Source organism: Nonomuraea sp. 10N515B (assembly GCF_052245915.1).
GTDB lineage: Bacteria > Actinomycetota > Actinomycetes > Streptosporangiales > Streptosporangiaceae > Nonomuraea.
This window is the reverse complement of sequence record NZ_JBQQBQ010000041.1, coordinates 1-14954: the sequence shown is the minus strand read 5'-3', so window position 1 is coordinate 14954 and position 14954 is coordinate 1. Positions and strand designations below refer to the sequence as shown.

Genomic DNA, 14954 nt, shown 5'->3' with positions numbered 1-14954 from the left:
CTTTCGGTTGATCATCGGCTAGCCCTTGACCGCGCCGAGCATGACTCCGGAGACGAAGTACCGCTGGACGAAGGGGTAGACCGCAAGGATGGGGAGGACGGTGAGCATGATCGTGACCGCCTGGATGTTGGCCGCGGCCGCCGACACCTCGGACATCACGGCGCCGGCGGACTCGGCGCCGGTGGCCCCTGCGATGAGGTTGCGCAGGTAGATGGTCACCGGGAACAAGTCCTGCTCGTTCAGGTACAGGAACGCCGTGAACCACGAGTTCCAGAACGAGACGGCGTAGAACAGCACCATCGTGGCGATGACCGCTTTCGACAGCGGCAACACGATCCGCCACAGGATGCCGTAGGTGTTGAGGCCGTCGATGGCGGCGGCCTCCTCCAGGTCCTTCGGCAGGCCCTCGAAGAACGCCTTCATGACCAGGAGGTTGAACACGCTGATGGCGTTGGGCAGGACGATGGCCCAGATGGAGTTCGTCAGCCCGAGGCTGTTGACCAGCACGTACTGGGGGATCAGGCCACCGGAGAAGATCATGGTGAAGATGGCGATCCAGACCAGCACCGTGCGGCCCTTGAGGTGCTTCTTCGACAGCACGTACGCGTAGCAGGTGGTCAGCAGCATCGCGATGGCCGTGGCGACGACGGTGTACACCACGGTGTTGCGGTAGTTCGTCCAGAACATCGGGTCCGAGATCACGAGCTCGTACGTCTTGACGTTGAACCCGCGCGGGAAGAAGTTGACCTGCCCGGAGACGATGTACCGCTCGTCGCTGAACGAGCGCGCGATGATGTTGACGAAGGGATACAGCGTCACGATCACGACGCCGGTCAGGATGGCGGCGTTGATCCCCTGGAAGAGGCGGTAGCCCCGGCTCTTGACGGTCGTCACCACAGGCCCGTCCCTACTGTGCGGCGGGAGATGAAGTTGGCCGACACGATCAGCACCACCCCGACCAGCGCCTCGAACAGGCCGATCGCGGCGGCGTAGCTCATGGAGCTGGACTCCACGCCCATGCGGTACAAGTACGTGGTGACCACGTCGGCGGTCGGATACGTCAGCGGGTTGTACAGCAGCAGGACCTTCTCGAAGCCCGTGGCCATGAACGTGCCGAGGTTGAGGATCAGCAGCGTGACGGCCGTCGGGCGGATGCCCGGCAGGGTGACGTGCCAGATCTGCCGCCACCGGCTCGCGCCGTCCATCCTGGCCGCCTCGTAGAGCTGCTCGTCGATGGTGGTCAGCGCCGCCAGGTAGAGGATGGTGCCCCAGCCGACCGTCTGCCAGACCTCCGAGGTGACGAAGATCGTGCGGAACCACTCCGGTTTCTGGATGAACGGGGTGGCCTCCCCGCCGAACGCCTTCACGATCTGGTTGATCGGCCCGTCGATGGCCGTCATCTGCATGACGATGGCGGCCACGATGACCATCGACAGGAAGTGCGGCAGGTAGGACACCGACTGCAGGAACCGCTTGATGCTCCGGTTGCGTACCTCGTTGAGCAGCAGCGCCAGCACGATCGGCAGCGGGAAGCAGAACAGCAGGGTCAGCCCGCCGAGGATGAGCGTGTTGGTGAACACGCTCCAGAACGTCGGGTCGTTCAGGAACATCTCCACGTACCGCAGGCCGACCCAGGTTTCGCCGAAGATGCTGCCGCCGGGCTCGAACTTCCTGAAGGCGATGACGTTGCCGAGCATCGGGGCGTACCGGAAGATCAGGAAGAACAGCAGCGGCAGGATCGCCAGCGAGTACAGCTGCCAGTCGCGGCGTAAGGCGTGCCGCCAGGTGCCCGGCCTGGCCCGCCTGCGCCGGCCGGGCTCCGGGCCGGCCGGGCGGGTGTCCCGCGGTGGATTCTCCAGCGTTGTGCTCATCCCGCGCCCTCCGGTGTGACGCCTGCTGTGGCCAGCAGCTTTCTGTGGTGCCCGACCTCGCGTTCGGCGCCGGTCAGGCGCAACGGCACGCTCGCCGCCGTCTCGGCGCTGGAGCGGCCGAAGCGCAGCTCGACGTCGCCGGGCTCGACGACGCGCCGGCCGCGGACCCCGGTGAAGGACGTGACGTCGGCCGGGACCGTGAAGGACACGCGTGCGGCCCGCCCCGGCTCCAGCGGGACGCGGACGTAGCCGACCAGGCGCACGACCGGCCTGGTCGCCTGCGCGACCGGGTCGTGCAGATACAGCTGCACGACCTCCGTGCCGGGCCGCGAGCCGGTGTTGCACACCGTGATCTCGACGGTGACCTCGCCGTCGACCGGCCACTCGGCCGGTCCCCGCACGCCCGCGTCGCTCCAGTCGAACGTGGTGTAGCCGAGCCCATGCCCGAACGGGTACGCGGGCGTCGGGTCCACGGACGACACCTCCGAGCGCCGGCCCAGCGGCGGCGAGAGGTACGTCGACGGCAGGCCGCCGGCGTCGCGGAGCACGCTGACCGGCAGCCGCCCGGACGGGTTGACCGCGCCGGTGAGCACCTCGGCGAGGGCCTGGCCGCCCCGCTGGCCGGGGAAGAAACCGTAGACGACGGCCGCGGCCGCGTCGGCTTCCGCGTCCAGCGCGTACGGGCGGCCGGCCAGCAGCGCCAGCACCACGGGGGTGCCGGTGGCGAGCACGGCCCGCATGAGCTCGGACTGCACGCCCGGCAGACGCAGGTCGGTGGCGTCGCAGCCCTCGCCGGAAGTGCCGCGCCCGAACAGTCCGGCCCGGTCGCCGACGGCCAGCACGCACACGTCCGCTTCGGCGGCCACGGCGGCCGCGGCGGCGATGCGGGAGGTGTCGTCTCCGGTGATGTCGCAACCGGCCGCGTACGCCAGGTCCGGGACCATCTCGCCGAGGGCCTCGCGCAGCGACGGGATGTCGACCCCGAGCCCGTGCTCGGGGTGCGGGCCCACGTGCGCGGGGAAGGTGTAGCAGCCGAGCATCGCCATCGGGTCGTCGGCGACCGGGCCCACGAGCGCGACGCGCCGCCCGGCGGCCAGCGGCAGGATCCCGCCGGTGTTGCGGAGCAGGACGATGGACTCCCGTGCCAGCCGCAACGCGAGGTCCTGGCCGGTCTCGTCGTCGAGGCGGAGCCCTTCGACGTCCTCGGGAAGCGCTTTCCAATTGGGGTCGAGGAGACCCTGCTCGGCCTTCTGCGTGAGCACCCGGAGCAGGGCGCGGTCGATGAGCGCCTCGTCGACGTCGCCGGCCTTCACCGCCTCGATCAGCGGGGCGCCGAACGTGTCGACCGTCGGCAGCTCGACGTCGATCCCGGCGCGCAGGGCGAGCCTCGCCGCGTCCCCGCCGTCGGCGGCGACGCCGTGCAGGCGCTCCAGGAACCGGATCGCGAAGTAGTCGGAGACGAGCGTGCCGGAGAACCCCCACTCGCCGCGCAGCAGCCCGGTCAGCAGCTCCTGGTCGGCAGCCACGGGCAGGCCGTCGATCTCGGCGTAGGAGTTCATGACCGACCGGGCGCCGCCCAGGCGCAGGGCCATCTCGAACGGCGGCAGCACGGTGTCGGCGAGCTCGCGGCGGCCCATCGCCACGGGGGCGTGGTTGCGGCCGCCGCGGGAGGCGGCGTACCCGGCGAAGTGCTTCAGCGTGGCCACGACGCCGGCGCCCTCGATGCCGCGCACGTAGGCCGCGCCGATGGTGCCGACGAGGTACGGGTCCTCACCGATCGTCTCCTCGGTGCGGCCCCAGCGGTAGTCCCTGGTCACGTCCACGACCGGGGCGAGACCCTGGTGCACGCCCGCGGCCCGCAGCGACCGGCCGACCTGCCCGGCCACCTCCTGGACGAGCTCGGGGTCGAAGGACGCGCCCCAGCTGAGCGGCGCCGGGTAGACGGTCGCCTTCCAGGCGGCGAACCCGGTCAGACACTCCTCGTGCACCTGCGCGGGAATCCCGAACCGGCTGGCCGCCATGATCTCTTCCTGGGAGGCCGCCAGCGAGCGGGCGCCGGCGACGGGATCGACCGGCGCGGTCCCGAACGGGCGGGTCAGCTGGCCCAGCCCGTGACGGATGACCTCGTTCCACTCCACGCCCGTCATGTCGGATTGGTGCGGTGCGACGCCTCCCCCTGAGGCATCGGCGCCGACCCACACGCCGACGAGCTGGGCCACCTTCTCCTCCAGCGTCATGAGCGGGACGAGCGCGGCGGCCCGCCCGGCGGGCGACAGCCGCGTGTCCTGCCACGGCGCGGGCTCACCGGTCACCGGGCTCGTGTCGTTTGGTACCTGGCCCCTCATGCCGTCCTTTCGACCGGTGATGTCACCGAAACTTTCGAGAAGATTCGTTAATATTGCGGCAACTTATGGGGCGTATTGAAGCGTGTCAAGAGGTTCGTCAGCTGTTGTGTTGCTAACGCAATTTGCCGCGTTCGCGCGGGTCACAGCCCCAACAGGAGTGACGTCAACGACAAATTTCCGGAAACTTTCCGGCAATTGTGTCCGGACATGTCAGGGACAAGTTGCCGCTCAAGCGACGATCGGATGACATGTTGCCGGAGGCCGGCTCGGCGACCGTGCGACGGCCTAAGCGGCCGCGTACGTCCGCGTGCGGCGACGGCGGTCGACGAGCAACATCGCCACAAGCACCGCGACGACCGCGGCGAGATGCACAGCGTACGGGGTCACGTTCACCCCGCTAGGAGAGGGTGGTGGGGTGCGGCACACGCACCGGCAGAAACGCGTCCAGTCACGCGTCCCGCGTACGCCCAGCTCAGCAGGGGTCCGGCTGGGTATCGGGGTGCCGCCCGCAGGCGCCCTTCGACTGGAAGGCCACACGGCCTTCGCCGCCGTCATGGCCGAGCAGCCGCACGGCATCCTGCGGGGTGCCTTCCGCATTCCATCTGGTGGGCACCCCGCCTGGTCATAAGAAGTTCAGCCGCAGTGCACGTTGTTGAGCTCGGTGACCTTCCCGGCCACTACCGTTCCCGTCACGTCAATACACTGGCCAGGCGCCGAGACGTACACCGGGCCGGCGTAGTACTGGTAGTAGTCGGCATCGGGGTCATACCCACTGCCGTCAGCTCTCGAAATCGAGACGCCCTTCCACGTCGTGGCGCCGTAGGTGGAGCCGTAGCCGTAGGCCAGGGCGCAGTTCTTACCGGTGCTGGAGCTGTAGTACACCTCCAGCGTGCCCGTACGGGTCCCGCTTTGCGGGATGGCGTAGACGCCGACCCGGGAGTAGCTGCTGCCGCAAGGTCCAGCCGCGCTGGCCGGGGTGGCGCCCGCCACCAGCGTGGTAGAGGCAGCCAGGGCGGCGCCGGCCAGAAGGGTCGCCAGCTTGCGTGTGCGCACGAATATCCTTTCGATTGCCATAGGTGTGATCATGGATATCACTGGCCCACGGCCGCCACCCACGAGTCGTGCTCAATGTGACGGTTCGCACACTTACCCCCACTGCCCGTTTCGTGCGTGCCGGGGTGGTGCCATGTCCGGAGTCACGCGTGGACGTGCTAGGCCGCGTCGTAGGTGAACCAGTCGAAGGCGGCGCTGCCCTCGGTGGCGTACATGCCGATGACCCGCCCCGTGAAGCCGGTGGCCACCTCCGTGGACACGTACCGGCCGTCCAGCTCGGCGAGCAGCACGTCGTTGGCAGAGAAGGCGATGGTGTCCGGCCCGCGCGCCTCGACGCCCACCGGTCCGGCGACCGGCCCGGTCGCGGTCGCGGTCGGCGGCAGGATGTCGCGGGTGCGGATGTCGATGGCGAGCGTGAGCGGCCCGGGCGGCACGGGGTGCTGGGCCACGCACTGCCTCAGCGGCCCGATCCGGGCGATCAGCCGCGCCTGCCCGTCGCTCACCTCCAGGTCGTAGTGGTGGGCTTCGTCCATCCGCACCGACAGCCCCGCCCGTGACGACGGGCCGGGATCGAGCCGGGCGGTGACGCGGCAGTCGTGGTGCTGCTGGCGGCGGCCGATGAAGGTGTGCCCGGGCCGGTCCAGTGTCGGCCCCGTGGCGTGCAGGGTGAGCCAGCCGGGCCGTTCGGTCAGCGACCAGGAGCCGTCGGGGCGGCTGCGCGGCGAGACCCAGCACGCCGCCGGCGTCTCGTCGTCGAAGTCGTCCCGGGCCGGCGCTTCGGGGAACGGGTGCCAGGCGGCCGGCGCGGGAAGGCGTTCCTCCACCGGTCCCGCCACCGGCCAGCCGTCCACCCACGTGACCGGGATGAGGAAGGTCTCCCGGCCGAGGACGTGGAAGTCGGGGCTGTGGCCGCGCGGCCGGGTGCCCAGTAGCACCATCCACCAGCTGCCGTCGGCGGCCTGCACGAGGTCGGCGTGCCCGGTGCTCTGGATCGGCCGGGCGGTGCCGCGGTGGGTGAGGACGGGGTTGACCGGCCCGGGTTCGAAGGGGCCGCGGGGCGAGCGGGCGCGGGCGATGGAGACGGCGTGGCCGCGCTCGGTGCCGCCCTCGGACATCAGCAGATACCACCAGCCGTCCACCTGGTACAGATGCGGCGCCTCCGGATATTTCCCGCCGGTGCCCGACCAGATGGGGTACGGCCCCTCCAGGACCTTGCCTTCCTCCGGGTCGATGCGCGCGACCTGGTTCCCGGATACGGCGCTCCAGCACGAGCCGTCCTCGTCCCAGGCCAGGTCGGGGTCGACGCCGGGCAGATCGATCCAGACCGGGTCCGACCAGGGGCCTTGCGGCCGGTCGGCGGTCACGATGAAGGTGCCGCCGCCGTCGACGTTCGTCGTGATCAGGTAGAACCGGCCGTCATGGTGCCGGATGGTGGGCGCGTAGATCCCGCCGGAGGCGGACGCCTCAGCGGGCAGGGAGAGCTGCGAGGGCCGGTCGAGCACGTTGCCGATCTGCCGCCAGTGCACGAGGTCGCGGCTGTGGAAGATCGGCACGCCGGGGACGTACTCGAAGCTGGAGCACACGAGGTAGTAGTCCTCGCCGACCCCGCACACGCTCGGGTCCGGATGGAACCCGCCGATCACCGGGTTGTCGTACATGCGCACGTCAGAGGTGTCCTTTCCGTCCGGCCTCGCCGAAACTTTCGGCCGGTAGCCGATCATCAGGTCGGGACTCTAGGTGCGCTGCTCGACACTCGTCAAAGGCTGTGTCCGGCGGGCCCGCGCCTATCAGCCGCAGTGCTCGAAGGGGCTCGTGTACGTGGCCGTGCCGGCCTTGCCGCCCCACTTGACGCACTTGTCCGCCGCGGCAGCCCGGACTGGTCCGGCGTAGTAGGCGAAGTTGCCGATGTCGGTCACCCGGGGCTTGCCCTCGACCTCCAGGTACGCGCTGGTGGCGGTGGCCGTGCCGAGCGACGTCTTCTTGATCGTCGCCACGCAGTTGCTGCCATTGGCCGTGTTGTACAGCAGGAACACGGTGCCGGCCGTGCCCAGCACCGCCGAATCGATCACTTTGTAGCCGCTGCCGCAGACCGACTCCGGCGTGTGCGGGTTGGCGCCGCCGCCACCGCCGCTGCCGGTGACGTACTGCATGTACGTGGTCCAGTTCCAGTGCGGGCCCGGGTCGGTGTGGTCGGTGCCGGGGACGGCGTGGTGGCCCACGATGTGGGTCCGGTCCTTCGGGATGCCGTACCGGTCGGCGATGTTGCGGGTCAGCGCGGCAGAGGCCCGGTACATCGCGTCGGTGAACCACGTCGCGTTGTCCACGAAGCCCTCGTGCTCGATGCCGACCGAACGCCTGTTGAAGCTACCGGCGTGGAAGGCCCGGTCCTTCTCCCTGACCATCTGGGTGATGGCACCGTCGGAGGAGCGGATGACGTAGTGCGCGGAGGACGGGTTCGCTCGGGGACCGTTCTGGAACCAGGAGATCGTCCCGGCATACGAACCCTGCGTCACGTGGATGACGATGCGGTCGATCGTGTCGCTGGTGGGGCGATTGGAGACCGCGTAGTTGCTGCTGTGCGCCGGCACCCACCTGGCGCCCGGGTAGTCGGTGTTCGCGGCCAACGCGGCGGGTCCGTCCAGGTCCTTGGCCTTCGCGTACGGGCCGCGCTCCGGCTCGACGGCGCGCGGCTGCACCGTGACGGTCTCGCCGTCCGGGGTGGTGGCTCGCACACCCTCGGCCATCAGGTCGTAGACCGTGTCCGCGTACAGGCGGGCGACGTCGGGCGAGGAGGCGTTGCCGTACTTGGCGACCGCCTGGTACCACTTCGCCGGGTCCTTGCGGGCGGCGGCGCTCACCCCGAGGTCGTCGGCGTGGGCGCGGAGCACGGCGGCACCGCCGGCGATGTTGGCCGCGTCGTCGCTCTTCAGCTTCGCGACGCCCTGGCCCGTGAGCGTGGCCGCGCGGGCCAGCGCATCCGCCTTGGGGTTGCTGACCAGGTGCATCACGCCGTAGCCGCCGCTCGCGCTGGGCGCGCCGTCGTGCCCGTCCAGGTGGGTCTCGGCGTACGCCAGCGACACCAGCAGGTCACGGGGTACGTCGTAGGTGGTGGCCGCCTTGGCGAACGCGCCGGCGATCGGGTCGGCGGCCGCGGTCGCCTGGCCCATGAGCAGCGGGAGCGGCAGTAACGCGCCGGCCAGCAGCAGGGCCGAGCGGCGGAATCGGGGCTGCACAGATGTTCTCCTCGACGTGTGATGAGCGAATGAGGGAGCGGCCGCCGCGCGCAGGCGGGCACGGCGGCCGCTCCGGACTGAGGACGTCAGCCGCAGTGCTCGAACGGACTGGTGTAGGTGGCCGAGCCGGCCTTGCCTCCCCACTTGACGCACTTGCCGGCCGCGGCCGCGCGGACCGGTCCGGCGTAGTAGGCGAAGTTGCCGCTGTCGGTCACCCGGGGCTTGCCCTCGACCTCCAGGAAGGCGCTGGCCGCCGAGGCGGTGCCGAGCGACGTCTTCTTGATCGTCGCCACGCAGTTGTTGCCGTTGCCGGTGTTGTACAGCAGGTAGGCGGTGCCCGCCGTGCCCAGCGCCGCGGAGTCGATCACCTTGTAGCCGCTGCCGCACACCTCCTGGGGCGTGTGCGGGTTCGTGCCACCGCCGCCACCGCCGCCGCAGGCGTTCTTGGAGGTCAGCGTCTGGTTCGGGTAGCCGAAGGTGACGCCGTTGAAGACGGCCTTGCGGATGTTGCCGGGGTAGCCGGTGCCCTGGCGCACCTCGTAGTGCAGGTGGGGGCTGATGTTGTTGCCCGGCTTGCTGGTCTTGCCGAGTGTGCCGACCTTCTGGCCCTGGGTGACCCGGGCGCCCGCGCTCACCGAGCGCACGTTCAGGTGCGCGTAGAACGTCTGCCAGCCGCCCCCGTGGTCGATCTTGACCAGGTTGCCGAAGCCGTTGGCCGAGCCCTGGTGCGCCGAGATGACCACGGTGCCGGCCGCGGCGGCGACGACGGTGTCACCGAGGTCGGCGTCGGCCGTGCTGCCCCGGTTGAAGTCGATCTCGTACGACCGGTGGGCGCTGCTGTTGCTGGAGTTGCCCGTCCAGCTCTGGCCGCATGGGAAGGGCAGCTGGAAGGCCGGCGTCGCCAGGGTCGACACGGGCGGGACCTCGACGGTGTCCGGCGGGTCGTTCGGGTCCGGCGTGGGAGACGGCGTCGATGACGGCGTCGGCTGCGCGGCCTGCCCCGCCGCCGCGACCTGGCCCGACATGAGACCGGCCACCAGGACAAACCCCACCGTAAGCACCCCTCTGGGTCTCATAAGGGTCCTCTCTGCGGTTGACACGTGAAGCGCTCTTGCTGGGGACCAAGATTGGGAGTACGGCATACAGAGAACATCCAAAATCGGTATAAAGGCTCAGCCAGCTTGAACGACGACCCGACGAATCCGCGCGATCCCGCCGACTGAGGAGTAGGTGCGTTCGTAGTGGTTGACCAGCCGAATTTCGGCGTACTCGGGCCTTTGCGGGTCCGGACACCGGAGCAGATCGTCCGCATCGCCGGCAAGAAGCCCCGGCTGTTGCTGGCCTCGTTGCTGCTCGAGGCGAACCAGGTGGTCGGCTCGGACGTGCTCATCGAGGTGTTGTGGCCGGCGAACCCGCCGTCGTCGGCCGTGGCGAACCTGCGCACGTACGTGAGCTCCTTGCGCGGCGCGGCGGGCGAGGCCGGGGCGCAGATCGTGGCCCATCCCTCCGGGTACGTGGTCGAGGTCGCGACCGAGCAGCTGGACGTGCTGCTGTTCGAGGACCTGGTGTCCAGGGCGCGGGCGGCCGGGCGGGACGAGGAGGCAGCCGGGCACCTGCGGGCGGCCCTGGCGCTGTGGCGCGGCAACCCCTTGGGCGACCTGCCGGCCAGCCCGCTGTGGGACGGGCGGCTGCGCGCGCTCGCCCAGGCGCGGCTCGGCGCGGCCGAGGCGCTGGTGGCGGCGAAGATGGCCCGCGAGGAGTACACCTCGGCGATCGAGGACCTGAAGGAGCTGATCGGCGAGCATCCCTATCGGGAGGATCTGTGGCAGCGGCTGATCCTCGCCCTGCACCGCGCCGGGCGGCGGGCCGAGGCGCTGCACGCGTACACGACGATCCGGCGGCAGCTGGTCGACGAGCTCGGCATCGAGCCGGGACAGGACCTGCGTGACGCGCACGCCGCCGTCCTGGCCGGCGACTCTCCGCAGGATCCGACCGGCCCGACGCCGACCGGGCTCGAGCTCTTATCCGACCCGGCCGGCCACGCCTCCGGCCCAACAGCGCACCCCACCGGCCCCACCGCGTGCCCTACCAGCCCCACCGCGCACTCGCCCGGTCTGCCGGCGCTCCCCCACGGCTTTCCCGCGCCTCATCAGCTGCCGGCCGACGTGCCGGATTTCACCGGCAGGGCGGAGGCCGTCGCCGCGCTCACGGGCGCCCTGTCATGCCGCGACCAGGCGGCGGACGGGCCGCCGGCGATCGCCGTCGTGGTGGGGCCGCCCGGGGTGGGCAAGTCGGCGCTGGCCGTGCACTGCGCGCACGCCGTACGTGCGCACTACCCTGAAGGCCAGCTCCACCTGTGCCTGGGCGGCACCGACCCGGCCCCCGCCGACCCCGGGGACCTGCTGGCCGAGGCACTGCGGGCATTGGGTGTGGCCGAGGCGGCCTTACCGGCGTCGGTGCACGAGCGGGCCACTCTGTACCGTTCCCTGCTGGCCGACCGGCCCATGCTGGTCTTCCTCGACGACGCCGCCGACGCCGCCCAGGTGCGGGCGCTGCTGCCCGGCAGCGGCTGCGCGGTGCTCGTGACGAGCCGGCGGCGCATCACCGAGCTGCCCGGGGCGCTGCTGCTGGAGCTGGACGTGCTGTCGCCGGCGGAGGGCGAGGAGCTGCTGGGAAGGATCGCCGGCGCCGAGCGGGTGGCCGGGGAACAGGCGGCCGCGCTGGCGATCCTGGAGTCGTGCGGATACCTGCCGCTGGCGATCCGGGTCGCCGGAGCACGCCTGGCCGGGCGGCCCGGGTGGTCGCTCGGCGTGCTGCAGCAGCGGCTGGCGGACGAGACGACCAGGCTCGACGAGCTGCGCGCCGGTGATCTGGAGGTACGCGCCTCCTTCGACCTCAGCTACCGCGGACTGCCCGGCGACGCCGCCCAGGCATTCCGCGCACTGGGCCTGCTCGGCCCGGGATCCGTGCCCGGCTGGGTGGCGGATGCCGTGCTCGACCGGCACCGCGCGGACGCCGTCGTGGACACGCTGGTGGACGTGAGCCTCCTGCGCCTGGTCGGCACCGACCCGCTCGGTCAGCCCCGTTACCGCCTGCTCGACCTGGCCCGCTGCACCGCCAGGGAGAAGGCCGGCGGGGAGGTCGAACGCCAGGCCCTCACCCGGGTGCTCGGCGGCTGGATGTCGGCCGCCGAGCACGCCACGTCCCGCCTGCCGACCACGCTGTTCAGCATGACGTCCGAGTCGGCACCCCGCTGGAGCCTGGAGCGGGAGACGCTCAGCCACCTGACCGCCGAACCGCTGTTGTGGTTCGACGCCGAGCGGGAATCGCTCGTCGACGCGGTGCGGCTGGCGGCCGGCGCGGGACTGACGCAGTCGGCGTGGGGGCTCGCCGCGACGCTCGTGCCGTACTTCGACCTGCACTGCCGCCTCGACGACTGGCAGGCCACGCACCGGATCGCGCTGGACAGCGCCCGCGCGGCCGGCGATCGGCGCGGCGAGGCGGCCATGTTGCGCGGGCTCGGCCAGGTCTGCCTCTACCAGGACCGGTACGCCGAGGCGGACGACATGCTGCGGCGCGCCCGGGTGCTCTTCCGCGAGCTGGGCGACGCACGCGGCGAGGCGATCTCTATCTGCGGGCTGGGCGCGGTCAACCAGTTCTCCGGCCGGCATCGGCACGCGCTGGGGTACTTCCGGCACGCGCTGGCCATGTTCCTCTCGGTGAGTGACATGAGCGGGGAGGCGTACGCGCGTCAGGCGATCGGCCGGGTGTACCTGTCGCTGCAGGACCTCGGGCAGGCCTCCCGATGGCTCGGGGAGGCGCTGCGGCTGGCCGGGGAGCTCGGCGACGCCCACCGCGAGGGCTGCGTGTCCATGCACCTGGGCCGCCTCCATGACCTGACGGCCGAGTCCGACGAGGCGATGCGCTTCCAGGAGCGGGCGCTGGACATCTTCGAGACGCTCGGCGACCGGCACTGCGGCGCGTACGCCCTGCAGGGCCTCGGCGGGCTGCGAGCGGCCCGCGGCGACCGGTCGCACGGCAACGAGTTGCGGCGATCGCTGGAGATCTTCCAGCAGCTGGGCGACCGCAGCGGCGAGGCCGCCGCGTTCCAGACGCTCGGGGACCTGTACCGTTCGACCGGCCGCACCGCGCTGGCCTCCCACTACTTCCACCGCGCCGTCGAGCTCCGGCGTCAACTCCAGGAGATCAGCTGAGGACCTGACACCTGGACGGTGCGCCAGGAAGGATTGCTCCCGATGCCCTAGGTCTGGAGCGAGCGCTTCGAGAAGCCCATCATGTAGCCGTCGATGACGGTGCGGACCCGCTGGTCCGGCCGGCCACCCGCGCCGAGCGTGACGAACAGCGGGATGTAGTGGTCGACCGTGGGATGGGCGTACGGCATGCCGGGCGCCCGCGTCCGGTACGCGGCCAGCTCCTCCACGTCGCCGCGGGCCAGCGCGTCGGCCGCCCAGGCGTCGAAGTCAGACGACCAGGACGGGACCGCGCCTTCGAGCATCTCCCTGGTGACGAACGGCAGCCCGTGCGTCATGAACCCCGACCCGATCACCAGCACGCCCTCCTCCCGCAGCGGGGCCAGCCGAGCGCCGAGGTCCAGGAGCCTGGCCGGGTCGTGGGTGGGCAGGCTGAGCTGGAGCACGGGGATGTCGGCCGGCGGATACATCGCCATCAGCGGCACCCAGGCCCCGTGGTCGAGCCCGCGTCCGGCGTGATGGTGGACGGGCTCGTCGTCGGGCATCATCGCGGCCACGCGCCGAGCCAGGCCGGTGGCGTCGGGGGTGTCGTACCGCATGGTGTAGTAGCGCGGGTGGAACCCGCCGAAGTCGTACACGAGCGGGGTGTGCGCCGCCGGGTCGGACAGCGACAGCGGCGCGGCCTCCCAGTGCGCCGAGACGATGAGGATGCTCTTCGGCTTGGGCAGGGCAAGCGCCCAGGCGAACAGCTCGTCGATCCAGAGGCGGTCGTCGAAGAGCGGGGGCGCGCCGTGGCTGATGTACAGGGCGGGCAGGGGGCCGTCCGCCGGCGTCCACGCTCGCTGGGCGCGGGCCAGGGGCAGCGCTCCCGGCAGGAACGCGTCGTACGCGCCGGCGGGCACGTCCGGGTTGAAGAGGGACGTCATGAGGGGGCTCCTTGCTGAGGGCGGCGAGGTTGGAGGCGCGGGATCAGCGGCCGCCGAGACAGGTCTCGTCGGGGTCGATGGCGAGGGAAATGCGGCGGCCGATGTCCCGCAATTGCCGGACCTGGGCCTTGGTGAGGGCGTCGAAAACATAGCGGCGCACGGCGTCGACGTGTCCCGGGGCGGTCTCGGCGACCTTCTTCCAGCCGTCCACCGTGAGGATGGCCAGGGTGTAGCGGCCGTCGGCGGGGTCGGGCTCGCGGCGCACCCAGCCGCGCTTCTCCAGCCGCTTGACCACGTGCGACAGGCGTGACAACGACCCGTCGGAGAGCGCCGCCAGCTCGCTCATCCGCACAGTGCGCCCCTCGGTCATCGACAACATCGCCATGACCTGGTATTCGAAATGACTGATTCCGGAGTCGCGCTGCAGCTGGCCGTCCAGCGCGGCCGACAGCCTGATCAGCACGCTGGTCAGCGCCAGCCAGCTCTCCATCTCCTCCTCGGTCAGCCAGCGCGGCTCCTGCGGTGATGCGTTGTCCATGACGTCCACTCTAACTTGAACTCTCAAGTGATCGCATCCAGGTTTCGCTTGACGCTTCAAGTCCATGGGGCGTACATTCCACTTGAATCTTCAAGTCAAGCCCCCCATGGATCGGAATACCGATGAACGTCGCTCTCTGGATCGTCGCCGGCCTGCTCGCCCTCCTGTTCCTCGCCGCCGGACTGATGAAGATCAGCCAGCCGAAGGAGAAGCTGGCCGCCTCCGGCCTGGCGTGGACCGAGGACTTCTCCGCCGGCGCCGTCAAGGCGATCGGCACGCTGGAGCTGCTGGCCGCCATCGGACTGATCCTGCCCGCGGCGCTCGGCATCGTGCCGGTGCTGACGCCCCTGGCCGCGGCCGGCCTGGTCGTGGTCATGATCGGAGCGGCGGTCACGCACGCCCGCCGCAAGGAGCCCCAGATGATCGTGGCCAACGTGGTGCTGCTCGCGCTGGCCGCCTTCGTGGCCTGGGGCCGGTTCGGCCCGTACTCCTTCTGACGGAATAGGGCACGGAAGGGTCCTGTTCCACGGCGCACAAGTTCAGACGCGAACGTCTGACGAAGGGATCGTCATGGAAATCGCCTTCATGCTCGCCATGAGCATCATCATCGGCATCGTCCTCACCGGCGGGGTCGCCGCCCTCGTGCTGAGCGGCATCAGGGACCGGGAGTGGCCGGTGCGCCGGTGGCGGAGCGTCGTCTACCGCGGCTTCGTCCCGCGTTGACCCCAGCCTGATCCAGGAGACTGGAGTGGGGTCGGGCCTGAGGCCACTCCGCAA

Annotated in this window: 12 protein-coding genes; 3 read left to right on the top strand and 9 right to left on the bottom strand. The window is 70.7% G+C overall.

From position 1 onward, the window contains the following. Positions 1-18 precede the first annotated feature (18 nt). From ACTWQA_RS40785 to ACTWQA_RS40755, 7 genes are all read right to left on the bottom strand, one after another. The gene (locus ACTWQA_RS40785; protein WP_443164251.1) at positions 19-897 is read right to left on the bottom strand and encodes a carbohydrate ABC transporter permease; all 879 of its coding nucleotides are present in this window, start codon (positions 895-897) and stop codon (positions 19-21) included. Then, complete coding sequence (locus ACTWQA_RS40780) at positions 891-1871, bottom strand: ABC transporter permease (protein WP_443164250.1); 981 nt, start codon at positions 1869-1871, stop codon at positions 891-893. Before ACTWQA_RS40780 ends, ACTWQA_RS40785 begins: the two co-directional genes overlap by 7 nt. Then, the gene (locus ACTWQA_RS40775; RefSeq protein WP_443164249.1) at positions 1868-4183 is read right to left on the bottom strand and encodes a beta-xylosidase/alpha-l-arabinosidase; all 2316 of its coding nucleotides are present in this window, start codon (positions 4181-4183) and stop codon (positions 1868-1870) included. The genes ACTWQA_RS40780 and ACTWQA_RS40775 overlap by 4 nt, the downstream gene beginning before the upstream one ends. 666 nt (positions 4184-4849) lie before the next feature. After that, positions 4850-5269, bottom strand: coding sequence for a hypothetical protein (locus tag ACTWQA_RS40770; protein WP_443164248.1), 420 nt, complete (start codon positions 5267-5269; stop codon positions 4850-4852). A 158-nt stretch (positions 5270-5427) separates the two neighbouring features. Next, positions 5428-6927 (bottom strand): glycoside hydrolase family 43 protein, encoded by a 1500-nt coding sequence (locus ACTWQA_RS40765; protein ID WP_443164304.1) that lies wholly within the window; start codon positions 6925-6927, stop codon positions 5428-5430. Positions 6928-7056: 129 nt separating this feature from the next. Then, positions 7057-8502 (bottom strand): N-acetylmuramoyl-L-alanine amidase, encoded by a 1446-nt coding sequence (locus ACTWQA_RS40760; protein WP_443164247.1) that lies wholly within the window; start codon positions 8500-8502, stop codon positions 7057-7059. Positions 8503-8588: 86 nt separating this feature from the next. Continuing rightward, entirely contained in the window at positions 8589-9554 is a 966-nt protein-coding gene (locus ACTWQA_RS40755) for a M23 family metallopeptidase (RefSeq protein WP_443164246.1), read from the bottom strand. Positions 9555-9743: 189 nt separating this feature from the next. On the opposite strand from ACTWQA_RS40755, the gene ACTWQA_RS40750 reads away from it, so the two are divergent. Then, positions 9744-12716, top strand: a complete 2973-nt coding sequence (locus ACTWQA_RS40750) for an AfsR/SARP family transcriptional regulator (protein ID WP_443164245.1) — start codon at positions 9744-9746, stop codon at positions 12714-12716. Between the two features lie 47 nt (positions 12717-12763). Here the strand turns inward: ACTWQA_RS40750 and ACTWQA_RS40745 are convergent, their stop codons facing one another. Together ACTWQA_RS40745 and ACTWQA_RS40740 are read right to left on the bottom strand one after the other, a co-directional pair. Further along, positions 12764-13639 (bottom strand): dioxygenase family protein, encoded by an 876-nt coding sequence (locus ACTWQA_RS40745; protein WP_443164244.1) that lies wholly within the window; start codon positions 13637-13639, stop codon positions 12764-12766. A 43-nt stretch (positions 13640-13682) separates the two neighbouring features. Then, positions 13683-14177, bottom strand: coding sequence for a MarR family winged helix-turn-helix transcriptional regulator (locus tag ACTWQA_RS40740; protein WP_443164243.1), 495 nt, complete (start codon positions 14175-14177; stop codon positions 13683-13685). Between the two features lie 122 nt (positions 14178-14299). On the opposite strand from ACTWQA_RS40740, the gene ACTWQA_RS40735 reads away from it, so the two are divergent. After that, entirely contained in the window at positions 14300-14674 is a 375-nt protein-coding gene (locus ACTWQA_RS40735; protein ID WP_305917015.1) for a DoxX family protein, read from the top strand. Between the two features lie 73 nt (positions 14675-14747). Next, a complete protein-coding gene (locus ACTWQA_RS40730; RefSeq protein ID WP_327581291.1) occupies positions 14748-14900 on the top strand; it encodes a hypothetical protein in 153 nt (50 codons plus the stop codon). The last annotated feature ends 54 nt before the right edge of the window (positions 14901-14954 follow it).

Excerpts from the sequence above, each read along its gene's own strand:
- ACTWQA_RS40780 (WP_443164250.1), bottom strand. The coding sequence starts at position 1,871 with ATGAGCACAACGCTGGAGAATCCACCGCGGGACACCCGCCCGGCCGGC.
- ACTWQA_RS40765 (WP_443164304.1), bottom strand. The coding sequence starts at position 6,927 with ATGTACGACAACCCGGTGATCGGCGGGTTCCATCCGGACCCGAGCGTG.
- ACTWQA_RS40745 (WP_443164244.1), bottom strand. The coding sequence starts at position 13,639 with ATGACGTCCCTCTTCAACCCGGACGTGCCCGCCGGCGCGTACGACGCG.
- ACTWQA_RS40740 (WP_443164243.1), bottom strand. The coding sequence starts at position 14,177 with ATGGACAACGCATCACCGCAGGAGCCGCGCTGGCTGACCGAGGAGGAG.
- ACTWQA_RS40735 (WP_305917015.1), top strand. The coding sequence starts at position 14,300 with ATGAACGTCGCTCTCTGGATCGTCGCCGGCCTGCTCGCCCTCCTGTTC.
- ACTWQA_RS40730 (WP_327581291.1), top strand. The coding sequence starts at position 14,748 with ATGGAAATCGCCTTCATGCTCGCCATGAGCATCATCATCGGCATCGTC.